The sequence below is a fragment of the Stenotrophomonas sp. GD03680 genome, assembly GCF_029844625.1.
Classification (GTDB): domain Bacteria; phylum Pseudomonadota; class Gammaproteobacteria; order Xanthomonadales; family Xanthomonadaceae; genus Stenotrophomonas; species Stenotrophomonas maltophilia_P.
In genome coordinates this window covers 334,819-351,632 of sequence record NZ_JAOCKC010000004.1, presented here as the reverse complement: position 1 = coordinate 351,632, position 16,814 = coordinate 334,819, and the positions used below count along the sequence as shown (strand labels likewise).

The window sequence follows — 16,814 nt, the reverse complement described above, 5'->3', positions numbered from 1 at the left end:
CCCTCAGCGCCTGGCCTGCTGCTGCGCCCGCCAGCGGGCCAGGCTGTCCAGCTTGGCCTGGTAGCGGGCCCGCTGCGGCGCCCCGCCGAGTTCCTGGGCCCGTGTCAGTTCCTTGTCGGCGCGGGCCAGCTGGCCGGCGAGGAAGTACACCCTCGCCAGGCCGAAATGGAACTGGTGTGCGGCATCGTACAGGCGCACGGCCCGGCGGTAGCAGCGGATGGCCTCCGCCAGGTCGCCCGCGCGTTCGGCGCGGGCCCCGAGCATGTACTGGGTAAACGGATCCTCGCGCTGTACGGCGCGCAGGCGGCGCTCCAGCTGCTGCGCTGCTGCCACCAGGCCCAACCGCCGGTAAAGCGCACTGGCGTTGTTCAGTGCCGCATCCTGACGGCCGTCCAGGCGCAATGCCATTTCCAGCGCACGACGTGCGCCGGCGGTGTCTCCCTTCCGGTTGTCCAGCACGCCCAGGTTGTTCCAGGCCGGTGCGAATCGCGCGTCCTGCGCGACCGCTGCATCGAAGAACACCCGGGCACCATCCAGATCGTCGCTGGCCATGCGTTCGGCGCCACGATTGTTGTAGAAGTGCGCCAACGCACGGGCACGGTCGATCGGCTGCGGGCCGTGGCGGTCGTACAGCACGTTGCGGTCCAGATCGACCGTGCCGAAGCGGCCGCCGACGTCGACCCCGGCATTGACGTGGCCGACGCTGTAGACCACGCCCTGGTCCTGCTCCTGATACCAGGACACCACGCTGCCGACTTCCTGCACCCGGGCCTGGATGCCGGCCTCGCGTGCCAGCGACACGAACAGCAGCGTGAATGCCAGGCAGTTGGCGCGGCGGTACTGCCAGACTTCGCCGACGGTATAGGTCGCGTCGGCGTCGTACTGCAGATCCAGTCCCTGCCGATCAAAGATCATCTCCACCAGGGCCTGCAGGCGCTGGTCGCGCGAGTGGCTGCGCGCGATCACCTGTCGGGTCAGCATCGCGCGCAGCGCCGGCGGAATCGCCAGCACTTCGTCTGCGGTCGGCACGCTCGCTGGGGCGGGGCGGTACTGAGCGGCCGGTGCGGCGGCAGGACCGTCCAGGGCAACGGCGGCCGGCGCCGCCAGCGCGAGCAGGGCGAGCAGCAGGAATCGGGTGGCAGGACGTTGCATGGCAATTCCCGGCAGCGGCGGGCGCATCCGCCTGCCGCCGAGTGTAGTCCTGCCCGTGCGCCCGTGCATCGACCGCCGGTCGGCGGCGCGGTCATCCACAGGCGATGTGGACCAGCGCTCGGCAAAGCTGTGGACAACTGTGCTCCGCCCTTGCCGGACGGCGGCTGTGAGTGCGTGGTGAATTATTGTCCAGCTTGCTGGCCGGGGCGTCTGGCGGGATCATGCCGGCATGGACTTCGCCCCGATCCCGCTCGATCCGGCGCAGTGGCAGGCGTTGCAGGACCGATATGCCACGCCGCCACGCGCGTACCATCACTTCGGCCACGTGCGCGCGGTGCTGCAGCACTGCCAGGACGTCGCCGATGGACCGGGTTGGCGGCAGCCCGCCGAGGTCTTTCTGGCCGCGCTTTACCACGATGCGGTCTACGAGGCGGGACGCAAGGACAACGAGGCACGCTCGGCGGCACTGGCCGTGCAGGCCATCGCGCAGGAGCCTGCGCTGGCGGGCATCGACGCCGCCCGCGTCGAGCAGCTGATCCTGCTGACTGCCCGTCATGGCGAACTCGGTCCTGCGGATGTCGACGCCGAAGCGGCGCTGTTCCTGGATTGCGACATGGCGATCCTGGGCGCGCCTGCACCGGTGTTCGATGCCTACGATCGTGGCGTGGCCGAGGAGTACCAGCGGGTGGTCCCGGGTTTCCTGTACCGCGCCGGCCGCCGCCGCTTCCTGCAGGGGCTGCTGCGCGCACCGCGGATCTTCCTCAGCGACTTCTTCCACCAGCGCCTGGATGCCGCGGCACGCGCGAACCTGCGCCGCCGGCTGGACACCTGAGCGGGGCAGTTACACTGGCGGCCTGCATCTGCAAGGTAGCGCCGCCCACCGTGTCCGTTCCCGATCCTGATCCCCGGCCGACCGCACCGGAAGAACCTGGTCCCAACGAGTGCTGCGGCAGCGGCTGCCCGCTGTGCGTACTCGATCTGTATGCCGAAGAGCTGCAGCGTTACCGCAAGGCGTTGGCCGAATGGAAGGCGCGCCACCCGGAGGCCACGCCATGACCGGAGCGCGTCCGGCTGCGCTGCTGGCCCTGGTGGCGCTCCTGTTGTTCGTGGCGACGGCCCTGTGGACGCAGTTCGCGCGCGCTGATCTGGATTGGATGCGCGCGACCCTGAGCCTGTACCTGCACGGTCCCTGGGGTCTGGCGCTGCGCGCCGCCTACTGCCTGCTGGCGGTGGCGATCGCCGCGCTCGGCATCGCGCTCTATCGTCACAGCGTGGGGCCCCGCCGCAGCGCGGCCGCGCCGCTGCTGTTCACCGTGTCCGCCGTGGGCCTGGCGACGGTCGCCATCGGCGACAGCTGGCTGCCGCAGGCGACGCCGCTGCTGGCGCCGCTGGTGCATGGCGTGGCTGCCAACACGGCCTTCCTGTGTGCCAGCGTCGGCATGCTGCTGCAGGCGTGGTACCTGCGTCGCGAGCCGGGCTGGCAGCGCAGTGCTGCCCTGCTGTGGGGCTGGGCCTGGCTGGCCTTCGCGTTGCTGTGGCTGCATGTGCTCTGGCGTGACGGGCCGCCGCGCGGGCTGGGGCAGAAGCTGGTGATCGCCGTGATCGTCGGCTGGCTGCTCTGGCTGGCCGTCACCCTGTACCGGCGCGGTCTGGCGCGCACGCGCGCCTGAACCCTGGCCGCGGGCCCGGCGAACGGCCGTGACCGGTACGTGTCGTGCACGCGGTGGCGGCGTATCGTGTGCGCATTCCACTGGGGTTGCGACATGACGCGTGCAGGGTTGGGCAGGGCGATGGGACTGGTGATGGCACTGGCGGCGTTGCCGGCGGTGGCCGCGGCATCCGTGCAGCAGGTCAGCCATGGCCGATTCGAGCAGGTGCCCGTGCATCTGCCGGTGGGAGTGCCGCAGCGGGTGGTGATCTGGTTCCACGAAGGTCCCTATGGCGCTGCCAGCCTGGCGCCGATCGAAGCACTGCGTGCCGACGGTGCGCTGGTGGCGGCGGTGGATGTGGCGCACCTGCGGGGCGTGCTTGAACGCGAAGGCGACAGCACCTGTTCGTTCGGTGCTGGCGACGTCGAGAATTTCTCGCGCTGGGTGCAGGCGTTCCTGCACCTGCCGGGTTATCACCTGCCGCTGGTCGGCGGCGATGGTGAGGGTGCCGAGCTGGCCTACAGCCTGGCCGCACAGGCCGACACCCAGGTGTTCGCCGGCCTGCTGACCTCCGGCTTCTGTCCCGACCATGCCCACGAACGCATGGTCTGCGGAGACGGCGTCAAGCAGGGGCGGCTGCAACCGGCCGAACTGAACTTTCCCTGGTTGAATGCCATCGGCGATATGGGCTGCAGGGGCCAGGGCGCGGGTCCGTTCGTGCAGCAGGTCGCGATGGCGCGCGGATTCAAGCGCAGCGCCCGCGGCGATGCCACGCCGGGACTGGTGGCTGCCGCGCGGGTGATCGGTGCGCAGGCCGGCATCAGCCTGGCACCGCCGCCGGCGGCGTTGAAGGGCCTGCCCGTGGTGGAAGTCCCCGCGCACGGTGACGGCGATACGCTGGCGATCTTCGTTTCCGGTGATGGCGGCTGGGCGGGACTGGACAAGGACGTGGCCTCGTCGCTGGCCGAACACGGCGTGGCCGTGGTGGGCATCGATTCGCTGCGTTATTTCTGGAGCGAACGCACGCCGGAGGGGTTTGCCGCTGACCTGCAGAAGATCATCGACCACTACCGCCAGCAATGGCGGCGCGACAAGGTGATGCTGATCGGCTTCTCGCAGGGCGCCGACGTGCTGCCGGCCACCATCAACCAGCTCGATGCCGGCAGCCGCGAAGCACTCGAGCGCATCGTGCTGCTCTCCGTGGGGCGGAAGGCCGATTTCGAGTTCCATGTCAGCAACTGGCTGGGCGGTGGCGGCGATGGCCTGCCGATCGCGCCGGAAGTGGCCAGGCTGCCGGCGGCCAAGACCCTGTGCGTCTATGGCGACAAGGATGAGGACGCGCTGTGTCCGGACCTGCCTGCGAACGAGGGCGTGCGCAGGATCCGGTTGCCTGGCGACCACCATTTCGGTGGCGACTACGATCGTCTGGCCGAGGTCATCCTCAAGGGCGGCACGTAATCAGCACACGCCTGCAGGAGCAGCGCCGGGCCATGCCCGGCGGTCGGGTGGCTCAGCCGCGGCGTGGATCCAGCGAAATCAGGCGGGTGGCGTCCAGCAGGGCTGCCGGCAGGTGCATGCCACCGGGCGCCGCCAGGTAGCGCGGGCGCCACTGCGGATCGAACTTCGACTTGAAGCGGCGCAGGCCACTGAAGCCATAGAAGCGCTCACCATGCCGTGCCAGCAGGCCGGCAAGACGATTCCAGCGGCCCGCCAGGCGATGCTGGGCCAGCCCAGACAGCGGCGCCATGCCCAGCGAGAAACGCGCATGGCCCTGCGCCCGGCCCCACAGGAACAGTTCGATGAACAGGAAATCCATCGTGCCTTTCGGCGCGTCGTTGACGTGCCGCATCAGGTCCACCGACAGCTCGGCACCGGCTGGCGCCTGCCACAGGTTGGCGAAGGCGACGATCCGACCTTCGGCCTCGACCAGCGCGACCGGGAAACGCACCAGGTAATCGGGATCGAAGCTGCCCAGCGAGAATCCTTTTTCGTCACCGGACTTGTCTTCCAGCCAGGCATTGGAGATCGCATGCAGGCGTGGCAGCAGGCTGGGGACCTCTTCCACCGGCGCCACCCGGAACGACAGGCCACTGCGCTTGCCGCGGTTCCATGCCTGGCGCAGGTCGGCGCGTTCGCGGCCTTCCAGACCGAAGTCGTGCAGCGGCACGATCGCTTCCTCGCCCAGCTTGACCAGGCCCAGGCCGAGATCCAGATAGGTTTGCCAGTAGGCTTCGCCCACCTGGTAGAACACCGGGCGCAGGCCGAGGCGGTCGGCTTCCTCACGGAAACGCCAGATCAACGCACGTGCGACCTCCGGCGGGCCGACCGGATCACCCATCGCGATCAACGAGCCGCCGTAGCGCTGCATCATCACGAAGCCCTGCCGGGCATCGTCGCGCAGCACTGCTTTGTCGGCGGTCAGCACCAGGCAGGCCTGGGTGTCGGTGGCGCTGGCCAGCACCGGTGCCAACGCCTGCAGCGTGGCTTCGTCAGCGGCCGGCAGCGGGCTGCGCGTGCTGTGCAGCAGGCGGGCGAGGCCGAACATCACCAGGGCGATGGCTACCACCAGCAGCGCACGCAGCGCACGCGGTGCGTTGCCGGACAGTGCGAACTGCCACCAGAGTTCGTTCTGGTACTCGACATGGCTGTACGTGAAGAACAGCAGCCAGGTGACCGCGACCAGGACCAGCCCCAGGTTGCGCAACCATGGCCACGACCACGCCTCATCCAGCAGCGCACCCTGGCGGTAGAACTCACGGCGTGCGGCCCACAGTGCCATCGCGACCAGTACGGCCGATACCGCGATCAACGGTTGACCGCCGCGCAGCCACAGCGGCAGCGGCGTGATCACGCAGACCGCCATCGCCAGCATCCACGCGGCGTGGCTGCGCCGGGCCAGGCCCTGGCCGATCAGCAGCAGGGCGACACCGCCAAGACTGCCGATCAGGTGCGATGTTTCCAGGATCGGCAGCGATGCATTGAGCAGATGGCGACGCGGGGTCGGCAAGGTGCCATCGATGACCAGGGCGGCGCCGATGCTGAAAGCCGCCAGCGCGATGATCTGCGGCAGCCAGGGGCGCAGCGCGTTCCAGCCGGCGCGGGTGGCGCCGGCGCTGGCCCGCAGCGGTCGCCGCAGTGCAGGCGCAAGCGCGAGCACGGTGGCCAGCAGCAGCGGCAGGACGTAGTAGGTGACGCGGTAGATCAGCGCGGCCGCCAGCACCGCCGCCGGTGCCACCTGCGGCAGCAGCTTGAGCAGGCTCCACTCGAACACGCCCAGGCCGGCCGGAACGGTCGAGACCAGGCCTGCCAGCACCGCCACCAGGTACAGGCCGACGAAGCCGGGAAGCCCGGTGGGCGTGGAGTCCGGAAGCAGCACGTAGAACGCTGCGCTGGCCAGCACCAGTTCGATCACGCTGAGCGCGGTGACGCCGAGCATGGTCAGCCGGTCGGGCAGCCACAGGGCGTGGCCGAACACACGGAACTGGCGTCCGCTGCGGCCGACCAGCAGCACCGTGGCCAGATAGGCGAGCAGGGCGGCAATGCCGACCGCGCGCACGGCGCCGGAATCCAACGGCAGCGCCAGCGCCGCCGCTGAGGGTTCCAGGCATAACGCCAGGCCGATCAACAGCCATGCACCGAACATGAAACCGAGCGTGCTCATCAGCACGACCTGGCCGATCTGGGCCAGATCCAGCCCGGCACCGCGATAGCCCCGCAGGCGCACCGCGCCGCCGGTCAAGGCCGCAAAGCCGACGGTCTGGCCCAGGGTGTGGGCGAGAAACGCGGTGATGCCGATGCGCGCGGGATGCACACGGATGCCGCTGCGTCGCAGGCCGATGGCATCGAAGCCGATCAGGCAGGCATAACTGGCCAGGCCCAGTGTCACGGTCAGTGCGATCTGCGTTGCGCTGAGTGCATGGAACGCCTGGCGGATGGCGCGGTAGCCATGTTCGTCGAACTCGCCGGCCAGGCCATGCAGGGCCAGGGCCAGGATCAGCAGGGGAACGAAGATGGTAAGCAGCCGCTTCCAGACCGGGATGGACGGAGCGGTTGCGGGATCGGAAGGGACGGTCATCGGCGCAAGGGTGCGGCAGGGAGGGCGAGGGCGGTGTCAACGCGGGCGTGGCGCATCGTGCGCCTCTCGAAGGCATTTGAACAGCGGTGGTGCAGGAGCCCCACCCGCCGCCGGTTTGGAGGACAATGCAGGCCTGATCACCCGCAGGAGCCACGCCCATGATGGAGCGTTACGACGTCGGACCGCGCATGTCCGAAATGACCGTGTACAACAAGGTTGCCTACCTCTCCGGCCAGATTCCGGAGGACACCAGCCAGGACATCACCGGACAGACCCGGCAGGTGCTGGCCGAGATCGACAAGCTGCTGGCACTGGTGGCCAGTGATCGCCAGCATGTGCTGCGCGCGGAAGTGTTCCTGGCCGACATGGCCGACTTCGACGGCATGAACAAGGCATGGGACGAATGGGTGGTCGAGGGTGCGACCCCGGCCCGCGCCACGGTCGAAGCCAAGCTGGCACACGCCGAGTGGAAGGTCGAGATCGTGGTGACGGCGGCCGTGCCGTAACGGCGGGCGGGTGTCAGCTCCCTTTCCTGCCGGAAGGGAGCTGGCACCGCTACCGTTCCCGCAGCACGATGCAGTCCACCGGACACGGTGGAATGCACAACTCGCAGCCCGTGCACAGGTCGGCGATCACGGTATGCATGTACTTCGCGCCGCCGACGATCGCGTCCACCGGGCAGGCCTGGATGCACTTGGTGCAGCCGATGCAGTCGGCCTCGACGATCACCGCAACCTGCGGCGCCTTGTGTTCGCCGCGCGTACGATCAAACGGCAGTGCCGGCACACCCAGTACCTGGGCCAGTGCACGCGCGCCCGCATCGCCGCCCGGCGGGCAGCGGTCCACGCCCGCCTCGCCGCGCGCCATCGCCTGCGCATAGGGGCGGCAACCGTCATAGCCGCATTGTCCGCATTGCGTCTGCGGCAACAGTCGGTCCAGGCGTTCGGTCAGCGGCGGAATCAGGCTCATGCGTGGCGAAGGCTGCGCGTATGGATCATTTCAGGGGTTTGCCACGGAACCAACGTTCGTGGGCGAGGGCCAGCATCGGCCGGTCCTCTGCGCTGTCGCCATAAGCGTGGATGCGCGTGTAACGCGACAGATCGAAACGGCGACGGATCTGCTCGACCTTGCGAGGACCGCAATCGCCGCCGTGGTACCGGCCGGTCAGGCGTCCGTCCCGGCTTTCAAGGCGGTTGCAGATCAGTTCAAGACCCAGCGTTTCGCACCAGGGACGCAGGTACAGATCCAGCGAACCGGACACGACCACCACGGTGTGCTGCTGTTCCTTGTGCCAGCGGATCTGTTCCAGCATTTCCGGGCGCACCACCTCGGGCAGGAACTCGCGCGAGAAGCCGGTGGCCAGCGCTGCGATGTCGTCGGCGTGGCGCTCGCTGAAGGTGAGGCGGGTGACGCGGGCGCGGATGCGTTCGGCCGAGATCAGTTTCAGCCGGTACGCTGCCAGCCACGGACCCACCTTCCACCACGCCTGCGCAAGCTGCTCGGCGGTGGCCACGCGGCGCAGGAAGCGGCCATAGGTATCGCAGGTGGTGACGGTATGGTCGAAGTCGAACAGCGCCAGTTCCATTCCGATGCCTCCCGTGGTGCGTCCCGTCGTTGCCGTGACCGCTGGGCGCCGCCGTGGCCGCGCCCGCGCAGTGCATCAGCGGACCGGCATGCCCGGCTGCGCGCCGCTGTCGGCGTCCAGCAGCGCCAGCGCGCCACCATCGAAACCTGCCGACAGGATCATGCCTTCACTCAGGCCGAAGCGCATCTTGCGCGGGGCCAGGTTGGCGATGAACACGACGCTGCGGCCGACCAGCGCTTCCGGCTCGCCGTAGCTGGCACGGATGCCGGAGAAGATCTGCCGTTTGCCCAGTTCGCCGGCATCCAGCTCGAAGCGCAGCAGCTTGTCCGAACCCTCCACGAACTCGCACACCAGCACCTTGCCGATGCGCAGGTCGAGCTTGGCGAAGTCGTCGATGCCGATGTAGGCCGGTGCCTCGGCGCTGGCCGTTGCGGCACTGGCCGGCACGGCAGCCGCCGACTTGGCAGCGTCGGCCTTGGCGGCGGGGGCAGCGGCGGTCGGCTGCAGGGTGTCCTTGGAGGCGTCGATCATGGCGTCAATCTTCTTCGGGTCGATACGGGTGAACAGTGGGGTGTAGTCAGCGATTCGATGGGCCAGCAGCGGCTGCGCCAGGTCGGTCCAGTCGGCCACTGGCGCGGCCAGGAACGCCTCGGCCTGGGCGGCGGTGGAAGGCAGTACCGGCTTCAGTGCGGTGACCAGTACACGGAACAGGTTCAGGCCCTGGCTGCACACGGCCTGCAGCTGCGCGTCGGCGCCTTCCTGCTTGGCGATCACCCACGGCTTGACGTCGTCGATGTAGCGGTTGGCTTCGTCGGCCAGGGTCATGGTCAGGCGGATCGCCGCCGCCGGATCGTTGCGCTCGTAGGCTTCGCGGATCGGCGCCAGGCTGTCGATGAAGCGCTGGTACTGGGCGGCATCGGGCAGCTGCGCGGCGAGCAGGCCGTCGAAACGCTTGCTGATGAAGCCCGCGCAGCGGCTGGCCAGGTTGACGAACTTGCCGACCAGATCAGCGTTGACGCGGGCGACGAAGTCACCCAGGTTCAGGTCGAGGTCGTCGACGCCACCGCCGGACTTGGCCGCGTAGTAGTAGCGCAGCGCTTCCGGTTCCAGTCCTGCATCGAGGAAGGTGCGCGCCATCACGAAGGTGCCGCGCGACTTGCTCATCTTGGCGCCGTCAACGGTCAGATAGCCGTTGACGTGCAGGCGGGTCGGCGCGCGGTGGCCGGTGCCGTGCAGCACCGCCGGCCAGAACAGGCCATGGAAATTGACGATGTCCTTGCCGATGAAGTGGTGCAGCTCGGTGGCGGTGCCGGCGCGCAGGTGGGCTTGGAAATCCTCGCCGAGCGTGCCGCACAGGGTCTGGAAGCTGGACAGGTAGCCGATCGGCGCGTCCAGCCAGACGTAGAAGTACTTGCCCGGATGGCCCGGGATCTGGAAGCCGAAGTACGGCGCGTCACGCGAGATGTCCCACGCGCGCAGGCCGCCCTCCGCGTCCAGCCACTCCACCAGCTTGGCTTTCACCCCGGGCAGCGCGACGTCGCCGGCCAGCCATTCGCGCAGGAAGCCCTCGAAGCGGCCGACCTCGAAGAAGAAGTGCTCCGAATCCCGGATCTCGGGCGTAGCGCCGGAGATCACCGATTTCGGCTCCTTCAGATCGGTGGGGCTGTAGGTGGCGCCACAGACTTCGCAGTTGTCGCCGTACTGGTCGGCGCTGCCGCAGTTCGGGCAGATGCCCTTGATGTAGCGGTCCGGCAGGAACATGCCCTTGGCCGGGTCGTAGAACTGGGCCACCGAACGGCGGCTGATGTGGCCGGCCGCTTCCAGCTTCAGGTAGAACGCCTCGGTCAGCGCCTGGTTGGCTGCCGAATTGGTCGAATCGTAGTGATCGAAGGCCACGCCGAATTCGGCGAAATCACGTTCATGGCTGGCCTGGATGCTGGCGATGAAGGCCTCCGGGGTTACCCCGGCCTTCTCGGCTGCGAGCATGATCGGCGTGCCATGGGTGTCATCGGCGCAGACGAACCAGGTCCTGCCGCCGCTCATTCGCCGTGCACGCACCCAGATGTCGGCCTGGATGTAGCCGACCAGATGGCCCAGATGCAGCGGGCCGTTGGCGTAGGGCAGGGCGGTGGTGACGAGCGCGGTACGGGTCATGGTCGCGGGGTGAAGCCGAGGGGAACCGCAGATTATCGCATGCCCGCAACGAGGTGACCCGGCCGGGGCCGGGTCACGGGTATGCGCGGACAGGCCGGTGGCTTACTCGCGTACCCAGGTCTGCGCCCGGCAGATGAAGGCGATGCAGCCGGAGACGTCCAGCTTGTTGCCACCCGGCTGCAGTTCCATCTTCGACTTGTAGGTCTTGCCGTTGGCGGGGTCGAGGATGGTGCCGCCGGACCACTTGCTGGCGCCGTCGGCCTTCAGGTTCCAGAGGATGGTCATGCCCTTCACCGGCTTGTTCCTGTTGGCACCCTCACAGCCATCGCAGACCGGGTTCGGACCCTTGTCCGAGTGCAGGATGTCCACCACCTTGCCGGACAGCGTGCCGTTGGCGGCCTGGCTGATCTCGACGATGGACTTCACCTGGCCGGTCTTGTCGTCGATGGTCTTCCAGCGGCCGGCCGCGCCATCGGCGGCCTGCGCCGAGAGCGCCGCCAGGCACAGCGGCAGCGCCAGCAGCAGGGTCTTGAAGGTCTTGCGCATGGTCCCCTCCCAGGGTTCATTCCGGCACGGTGCCGGTACACGCCGACTGTATACCCATTCGGCGGGGTATGGGGAAGGGGGTGCCGGGTCGAGCAGGTGAGTGGGGCCAGATCCTTTCCCGATGGAAAAGGGATCTGACCCCGAGCCATCAGCCGACTTCGTAGAGTTCCAGCGGCAGGCCGTCCGGGTCGGCGAAGAAGGTGAAGCGGCGGCCGGTGTATTCGTCCACGCGGACCGGTTCGCAGTCCACGCCGCAGCTGGCCAGGCGCTGGATGAATGGCTCCAGCGCGGCCACGCGGAAGGCCAGGTGACGCAGGCCCTGTGCCTCCGGGCGGCTGGGCCGGGGCGGTGGTGACGGGAACGAGAACAGTTCCAGCTGGCCGCCATCCGGCAGTGCCAGGTCCAGCTTCCACGAATCGCGCGCGGCACGGTGGTTCTCGGCCAGTACGCGCAGGCCGAGGATGCGCACGTAGAAATCCTTCGAGCGCGCATAGTCGCTGCAGATCAGCGCGGCATGATGGATGCCCAGCAGGGCGGTCGGATCGTCGGTCATTGCAGGATGTCCAGCCAGCGCTGGGCGATCTTCAGCGCCAGCGGATAGGGTTCGGGGTCGTTGCGGTTGCTCAGCACGATCACTGTCAGATGCCGGTCCGGATAGCGCAGGATGACGTTGCGGAAGCCGATGCTTTCGCCGCTGTGCCACTGCATGCGGCCGTTGAGGCGCCAGCCGAAGCCGTAATGCGGTACGTCCGGTTCGGTGGTTGCGGTGGCCGGGCTGAACATGGCCCGCCGCGATGCGGCTGACAGCAGGCGGTCGTCGTACAGTGCGGCATCCCAGCGGGCGAGGTCGTCCAGCGAGGAATAGATGCCACCATCACCCAGCACGGCACTGGTGGTGCTCTGGTCGGTGCGCTGCCAGCGACCGTCGAGCCAGCTGTAGCCGTAGGCCCGCGCAGTGACCGTATCGACGCCGTCCTGGTGGGCGACGGTGTGGGTCATGTGCAGCGGGCCGAAGATCCGCTGCTGCAGGAAGGTGGCGAAATCCTGGCCCGACGCGCGCCCGACGATCAGCGCCAGCAGCGCATATCCGCTGTTGCTGTAGCGGTACGCAGTGCCCGGTGTGAAATCCAGCCGGTCCTCGCGTGCGAGCAGCGCCAGCACGTCCGCATCGTGCACCTGGCGGCTGTCGGCGGGGTCCATCAGGCCCTCATAGTCGGGCAGACCGCTGGTATGCGACAGCAGGTGACGGAGGGTGACGGAGGACGCCGCAGTGGGAAGTTCCGGCAGCCAGCGTCGCACTGGCTGGTCCAGGCCCAGGCGGCCCTCTTCCACCAGCAGCAGCACGGCGGCGGCGGTGAACTGCTTGCTCACCGAGGCCAGCCGGAAATTGCTGGCCGCGGTCACCGCGGTGCCATCTTCGACCACCGCCAGGCCGTACCCGCGGCGGAACACCGCCTGCCCGTCGTGCAGCACCAGTACCGCTGCTCCCGGCACCTGGCCATCGTAGGCCTGCATCAGGCCATCGATGCCCGCATCCGGTGGCATCACCGCCGGTGCGGCAGGCGCGGCCTGCCGCAGCAGGGCCAGTACGGCAGCGAACACGACGGTGGCGGGACGCATGAGGGCTCCGTGGCGATCAGGGGGCCGGCGCGGCCCCCGGCGGTTGTGACAGCCATCGTTCCATCTTCCGCTCCAGCACGTCCAGCGGCATCGAGCCGTCCTTCAGCAGTTCGGCATGGAAACGGCGCAGGTCGAATGCCGCACCCTGGCGTGCCTTGGCCTTGTCGCGCAGTGCCAGCAGGGTCGTCAGGCCGGCCACATTGGACAGCGCCTGCGCAGGCTGGGCCATGATCCGCTCCACTTCGGCATTGGCATCATCGCTGCTCATGTCCACGGTCTTCTGCAGGTAGGCGACGGCCTGCTGCTTGCTCCAGCCCTGGGCATGCACGCCGGTGTCGGCGACCACGCGCGCTGCGCGCAGCAGGCGCGAGGAGAGATAGCCGATGCGGTCGTAGGGATCGGTGTAGACGCCCAGCGTTTCCCCCAGCGTTTCCGAGTACAGGCCCCAGCCTTCGATGAAGGCCAGGTCGCCGCCGGCACGCCGGAAGCGCGGCTGCTTGGCCAGCTCCTGCTGCAGACCCAGCTGCACGTGGTGGCCGGGAATGCCTTCATGCAGGTACTGCACCGGCACGTTCCAGCGCTTGCGGCTGGGCAGGTCGCGGGTGTTCACATACAGCACCCCGGCCTCGCCGGGCTGTGTCGGCTGGTAGGAGGCCGCGGCCGCGGTGAGCGCACGCTCGGGCTCCACTGCACGGATGTCCAGGGCAGCCTTCGGCAGCGTGTCGAGCACCTGCGGCAGGCGCGTGGCGACCTGCTGCTGCACCTGGCGGTAGCGGCCGAGCAGCGCGTTGGCGTCGCCATACTGGAACTGGCGATCACTGCGCATGCTGCGCAGAAGCTTGGTCGGCGTGCCGCGCAGCTTCGCATCCTTCATCACTGCGGCGATCTGCGCCTGCAGCTCCTGCACGCGCTGTTCGCCGAGCGCATGCCATTGCGCGGGTGTCTGTTCGCTGGCCGTGGTCTGCACGATCAGGTTGGCGTACCACGCCTGGCCATTGGGCAGGGCGCCCAGACCGCTGCTGGTCCGCGTGGCCGGCAGGTACTCGGTGGCGATGAAGCCGCGCAGGGCGCGGTAGGACGGCATGATGCGCAGTTCGATCATGCGCTTGTACTCGGCACTGATGCGCGCCTTGTCCTCGGCGGAAATCGACTCCGGCATGGTCCGGATCGGCGACCAGAAGATGCTTTCCTCGGCGGTCGGCTTGATCACCGCATCCAGCTGCGGCAGCACTTTTTCCATCAGGTCGCGCGGCTGCACCACACCGGCCTTCATGCCCTGGCGCATGTTGTCGATGGCCTGGTCGAACAGCGCCGGAATGCCCAGCGAGCGGCGCGACCAGGTGTCGTAGTCCTGCACGGTATTGAACGGCTGCGCACCCGCGCCGGCACCGAGAATGGCCATGATGCTGCCGACGTTGTAGTACTGGCTGATCGGCATCATCCAGCTGGGATACGGCTCGGCGGCCAAGGTCGCGCGCGCGTCGCGCACGAAGATCTCGTAGCTCAGCAGGTCCTGGCCCTGCAGGCCGTCGCTGCCGATCTTCTCGACCTTGCCCAGCCACTCCACGGTGAAGTCATGCGACTGCTGGCGCCACGCCGCGGACAGGATGTTCGGCAGCTGGTCGTTGTAGCGGGTTTCGCCCTGGAAGGTCGCCTGCAGCGGGTTCAACCGCATCGACGCATCCCAGTATTCGTCATAGAGGCGCTCCAGCTGGACCGTTTTGGGCACAGTGCGGGCGGCGGCGACCGGGCGCGCGGGGGAGCGGGTGGCGCTGCGTGCCGGTGCGGTGGCGCGCGCGCTGGGCCGCGCCTTGGGCTTGGCCGCCGGACGGCTCTGCGTCGCAGCGGGCCGGCTGGCCTTCTTCTTTGCAGCTTCGGCCGACGGAACGGCGCTGAACAGGAACAACGCGGCAATGGCGGCGGCCAGGGCGCGGGTGGAATACGGCATCAGGAGCTTCCGTGGAACACAGACCGTGGAGCTTGCACGATCCGGCCGCGTACGGCCAGCGCGGGGGCGCAGTCAGCTGGCGCCCGCTGGGCCTTCAGTCAGCCGCGGCCGCAGCCCGCAGCGCGGCCGCGCGCTCGACACCCAGGTATCGGGTGATCGCACGGCGCATCAGGTACAGCAGGGGAATCAGGGCGATCGCAAAGCCCATCTTGTAGACGTAGTTGACGCTGCTCACCGCCAGGAACAGCGATGTCGGCCACTGCTGCGGGCCGAGCACGAAAGCGATCCAGATCACCACGAAGCTGTCCACCAGCTGCGAGACCGCGGTGGAACCGGTAGCGCGCAACCAGACGTGGCGCTCGCCGGTGGCCTGCCGGATCCTGTGGAACACGGCCACGTCGATCAGCTGGCCGAGCAGGAAGGCCACCAGCGAACCAGCAATGGTCCACATGCCCTGGCCGAACACCGCGGCGAACGCGGCCTGGTAGTCGGGCACGCCATGGGCGTTCATCGAGGTGACCCACCAGCTGGCCGGCGCCAGCGAGATCGCCGCGAAAGCGAACAGGAAGCCGTAGGCGATCAGCACCACCGCCAACCACGAGATGAAACGCACCCCGCGCTTGCCGAAGAACTCGTTGATGGTGTCGGTCATGATGAACACCACCGGCCACAGCAGTGTGCCGGCGGTGAAGCTCAACGATCCGGTCTGGCCGAACAGATTCCAGTTCAGCGGGTCGATGCCGAGCGTGTCTTCCAGCGCGAAGATCTTCACTCCGATCAGCTCGGCCAGCACGGCATTGCCGCAGAAGAACGCGGCCAGCACGATGAACAGCAGGACCGCGCGGTCCTGCAGCGGGCGCTCGACCGGCGTCGTGCTCATTCGGTGCGTTCGCCCGCGCGGGTGAACGGCACGCTGGCTGGCGCCACAGCACCACCGGAAATGATGAAGCTCATCGCCTGGTCCACGGTCCAGTCGGTGGGTGTGAGCAGTTCCACCGGCACGATTTCAAGATAGCCGGAGGTCGGGTTCGGCGTGGTCGGCACGTACACCGCTGCCAGTTCGCGGTCCGTACCGTGTTCCTTGATCACCCGCGTGACCAGGCCGACCGACTTCATGTCGCGGTGCGGGAAGTCGATCAGCACGACGCGCTGCGTGCTGCCGGGTTCGGTCTGCAGCATGTCCAGCAGCTTCTTGGCGCTGTCGTAGATGATGCTGGCCAGCGGGATCCGCTTGATCACCGCGCCGATCCAGCGCAGCAGGCGCTGGCCGAGCACGCGGCGGCTGGCCACGCCCACGGCCAGGATCACCAGCAGCGTCGCCAGCAGCGCGATGGTGTTCTGGATCCACTCCGCGCGCACCCAGCCCAGATAATGCGGGAAGCTGGTCGCGATCTGCTCCGACAGGGGCACCACCAGCGGGCTGGAGATGCCCGACAGCAGCACGAACACGAATTTGACCACGACCCAGGTGAGCCAGATCGGCAGCAGGGTCAGCAGGCCGGTCAGGAACAGGCGCTGCAGGGAGGGGCGGGGGACCAGGGAGGGGGCTTCGAGCGACATGGGCGCATTGTAGCGGCCAGCGCTTGCCGATGATGCGGGGGAATGCGGCCGGGATCAGCGTGCGTGCGGCTTCAGCCGCAGGTAGACCTGCTTGCGCACCTGGGCGACCACCTCACCGCTTTCATCGACCACATCGTTGCTGAACCAGCGCAGCACTTTGCCGCCGCCGGCAGCGTCGGCGCGCAGTTCGTCCAGCAGCGCATCGTCGATGCGGAACGACGTGCGCACGGTGCCGCGCCCCGGCTTGAGGAAGTCGATCGCGCCGGCGCGGTCCCACACGTAGTAGTCGCGGCCGAGAATATGCAGCAGGCCCAGCATCCAGAACGGGTCGGTCATCGCAAACAGGCTGCCACCGAAGTGGGTGCCCACGTAGTTGCGGTTCCAGGGGCGCTGGCGCAGCTCGACGTCGATCTGCCGGTAGTCCGGGCTGACCCGGGTGACGTGGATGCCGGTGAACAGGAAGGGCGGCCACAGGTTGATGCCGAAACGGAACAGGCGGGCGTTCATGTGCATCGCGAGGGCGGA

17 protein-coding genes are annotated in these 16,814 nt (G+C 68.3%); 5 read left to right on the top strand and 12 right to left on the bottom strand.

Annotation, left to right across the window (positions count from 1 at the left end; translation table 11 throughout):
* Nucleotides 1-3: 3 nt before the first annotated feature.
* Nucleotides 4-1,152 (bottom strand): transglutaminase domain-containing protein, encoded by a 1,149-nt coding sequence (locus N5J29_RS07945; RefSeq protein WP_164151989.1) that lies wholly within the window; start codon nt 1,150-1,152, stop codon nt 4-6.
* 229 nt (nt 1,153-1,381) lie between these two features.
* Between N5J29_RS07945 and N5J29_RS07940 the strand changes: the two genes are divergently transcribed.
* The 4 genes from N5J29_RS07940 to N5J29_RS07925 all read left to right on the top strand — a co-directional run bounded on the left by N5J29_RS07940 (nt 1,382) and on the right by N5J29_RS07925 (nt 4,259).
* Nucleotides 1,382-1,984, top strand: coding sequence for a hypothetical protein (locus tag N5J29_RS07940; RefSeq protein ID WP_164151990.1), 603 nt, complete (start codon nt 1,382-1,384; stop codon nt 1,982-1,984).
* Nucleotides 1,985-2,034: 50 nt separating this feature from the next.
* Nucleotides 2,035-2,208, top strand: coding sequence for an oxidoreductase-like domain-containing protein (locus N5J29_RS07935; RefSeq protein WP_065174857.1), 174 nt, complete (start codon nt 2,035-2,037; stop codon nt 2,206-2,208).
* Nucleotides 2,205-2,822: a DUF998 domain-containing protein gene (locus tag N5J29_RS07930; protein ID WP_164151992.1), complete on the top strand. Its 618-nt coding sequence runs from the start codon at nt 2,205-2,207 to the stop codon at nt 2,820-2,822. The genes N5J29_RS07935 and N5J29_RS07930 overlap by 4 nt, the downstream gene beginning before the upstream one ends.
* Before the next feature lie 93 nt (nt 2,823-2,915).
* Entirely contained in the window at nt 2,916-4,259 is a 1,344-nt protein-coding gene (locus N5J29_RS07925) for an AcvB/VirJ family lysyl-phosphatidylglycerol hydrolase (RefSeq protein ID WP_239519786.1), read from the top strand.
* A gap of 52 nt (nt 4,260-4,311) precedes the next feature.
* Here N5J29_RS07925 and mprF read toward each other — a convergent pair whose 3' ends face one another.
* Nucleotides 4,312-6,876: a bifunctional lysylphosphatidylglycerol flippase/synthetase MprF gene (gene mprF, locus N5J29_RS07920; RefSeq protein ID WP_164151994.1), complete on the bottom strand. Its 2,565-nt coding sequence runs from the start codon at nt 6,874-6,876 to the stop codon at nt 4,312-4,314.
* Nucleotides 6,877-7,034: 158 nt separating this feature from the next.
* On the opposite strand from mprF, the gene N5J29_RS07915 reads away from it, so the two are divergent.
* Complete coding sequence (locus N5J29_RS07915; RefSeq protein WP_049426796.1) at nt 7,035-7,382, top strand: RidA family protein; 348 nt, start codon at nt 7,035-7,037, stop codon at nt 7,380-7,382.
* A gap of 49 nt (nt 7,383-7,431) precedes the next feature.
* On the opposite strand, the gene rnfB is transcribed toward N5J29_RS07915, so the two are convergent.
* From rnfB to N5J29_RS07865, 10 genes are all read right to left on the bottom strand, one after another.
* Nucleotides 7,432-7,845 (bottom strand): Rnf electron transport complex subunit RnfB, encoded by a 414-nt coding sequence (gene rnfB, locus N5J29_RS07910; RefSeq protein ID WP_080375344.1) that lies wholly within the window; start codon nt 7,843-7,845, stop codon nt 7,432-7,434.
* A 25-nt stretch (nt 7,846-7,870) separates the two neighbouring features.
* A complete protein-coding gene (locus N5J29_RS07905; protein ID WP_065174860.1) occupies nt 7,871-8,461 on the bottom strand; it encodes an HAD family hydrolase in 591 nt (196 codons plus the stop codon).
* Nucleotides 8,462-8,536: 75 nt separating this feature from the next.
* Entirely contained in the window at nt 8,537-10,615 is a 2,079-nt protein-coding gene (gene metG / locus N5J29_RS07900; RefSeq protein ID WP_164151996.1) for a methionine--tRNA ligase, read from the bottom strand.
* 102 nt (nt 10,616-10,717) lie between these two features.
* Nucleotides 10,718-11,161, bottom strand: coding sequence for a DUF2147 domain-containing protein (locus N5J29_RS07895; protein ID WP_053519945.1), 444 nt, complete (start codon nt 11,159-11,161; stop codon nt 10,718-10,720).
* A gap of 148 nt (nt 11,162-11,309) precedes the next feature.
* Nucleotides 11,310-11,714, bottom strand: a complete 405-nt coding sequence (locus tag N5J29_RS07890) for a VOC family protein (RefSeq protein ID WP_053519946.1) — start codon at nt 11,712-11,714, stop codon at nt 11,310-11,312.
* A complete protein-coding gene (locus tag N5J29_RS07885; protein WP_053519947.1) occupies nt 11,711-12,781 on the bottom strand; it encodes a serine hydrolase domain-containing protein in 1,071 nt (356 codons plus the stop codon). Before N5J29_RS07885 ends, N5J29_RS07890 begins: the two co-directional genes overlap by 4 nt.
* 16 nt (nt 12,782-12,797) lie before the next feature.
* The gene (locus N5J29_RS07880) at nt 12,798-14,729 is read right to left on the bottom strand and encodes a DUF885 family protein (RefSeq protein WP_164151998.1); all 1,932 of its coding nucleotides are present in this window, start codon (nt 14,727-14,729) and stop codon (nt 12,798-12,800) included.
* 94 nt (nt 14,730-14,823) lie between these two features.
* Nucleotides 14,824-15,609, bottom strand: a complete 786-nt coding sequence (locus tag N5J29_RS07875; protein WP_053520127.1) for a queuosine precursor transporter — start codon at nt 15,607-15,609, stop codon at nt 14,824-14,826.
* Nucleotides 15,606-16,289: a DUF502 domain-containing protein gene (locus N5J29_RS07870; RefSeq protein ID WP_053520126.1), complete on the bottom strand. Its 684-nt coding sequence runs from the start codon at nt 16,287-16,289 to the stop codon at nt 15,606-15,608. The genes N5J29_RS07875 and N5J29_RS07870 overlap by 4 nt, the downstream gene beginning before the upstream one ends.
* Before the next feature lie 54 nt (nt 16,290-16,343).
* A complete protein-coding gene (locus tag N5J29_RS07865; protein ID WP_065174907.1) occupies nt 16,344-16,796 on the bottom strand; it encodes a DUF4442 domain-containing protein in 453 nt (150 codons plus the stop codon).
* Nucleotides 16,797-16,814: the final 18 nt, after the last annotated feature.

Excerpts from the sequence above, each read along its gene's own strand:
- N5J29_RS07940 (WP_164151990.1), top strand. The coding sequence starts at position 1,382 with ATGGACTTCGCCCCGATCCCGCTCGATCCGGCGCAGTGGCAGGCGTTG.
- N5J29_RS07865 (WP_065174907.1), bottom strand. The coding sequence starts at position 16,796 with ATGAACGCCCGCCTGTTCCGTTTCGGCATCAACCTGTGGCCGCCCTTC.
- rnfB (WP_080375344.1), bottom strand. The coding sequence starts at position 7,845 with ATGAGCCTGATTCCGCCGCTGACCGAACGCCTGGACCGACTGTTGCCG.
- N5J29_RS07930 (WP_164151992.1), top strand. The coding sequence starts at position 2,205 with ATGACCGGAGCGCGTCCGGCTGCGCTGCTGGCCCTGGTGGCGCTCCTG.
- N5J29_RS07880 (WP_164151998.1), bottom strand. The coding sequence starts at position 14,729 with ATGCCGTATTCCACCCGCGCCCTGGCCGCCGCCATTGCCGCGTTGTTC.
- mprF (WP_164151994.1), bottom strand. The coding sequence starts at position 6,876 with ATGACCGTCCCTTCCGATCCCGCAACCGCTCCGTCCATCCCGGTCTGG.
- N5J29_RS07890 (WP_053519946.1), bottom strand. The coding sequence starts at position 11,714 with ATGACCGACGATCCGACCGCCCTGCTGGGCATCCATCATGCCGCGCTG.
- N5J29_RS07945 (WP_164151989.1), bottom strand. The coding sequence starts at position 1,152 with ATGCAACGTCCTGCCACCCGATTCCTGCTGCTCGCCCTGCTCGCGCTG.
- N5J29_RS07875 (WP_053520127.1), bottom strand. The coding sequence starts at position 15,609 with ATGAGCACGACGCCGGTCGAGCGCCCGCTGCAGGACCGCGCGGTCCTG.
- N5J29_RS07885 (WP_053519947.1), bottom strand. The coding sequence starts at position 12,781 with ATGCGTCCCGCCACCGTCGTGTTCGCTGCCGTACTGGCCCTGCTGCGG.
- N5J29_RS07905 (WP_065174860.1), bottom strand. The coding sequence starts at position 8,461 with ATGGAACTGGCGCTGTTCGACTTCGACCATACCGTCACCACCTGCGAT.
- N5J29_RS07895 (WP_053519945.1), bottom strand. The coding sequence starts at position 11,161 with ATGCGCAAGACCTTCAAGACCCTGCTGCTGGCGCTGCCGCTGTGCCTG.
- N5J29_RS07870 (WP_053520126.1), bottom strand. The coding sequence starts at position 16,289 with ATGTCGCTCGAAGCCCCCTCCCTGGTCCCCCGCCCCTCCCTGCAGCGC.
- metG (WP_164151996.1), bottom strand. The coding sequence starts at position 10,615 with ATGACCCGTACCGCGCTCGTCACCACCGCCCTGCCCTACGCCAACGGC.
- N5J29_RS07925 (WP_239519786.1), top strand. The coding sequence starts at position 2,916 with ATGACGCGTGCAGGGTTGGGCAGGGCGATGGGACTGGTGATGGCACTG.
- N5J29_RS07915 (WP_049426796.1), top strand. The coding sequence starts at position 7,035 with ATGATGGAGCGTTACGACGTCGGACCGCGCATGTCCGAAATGACCGTG.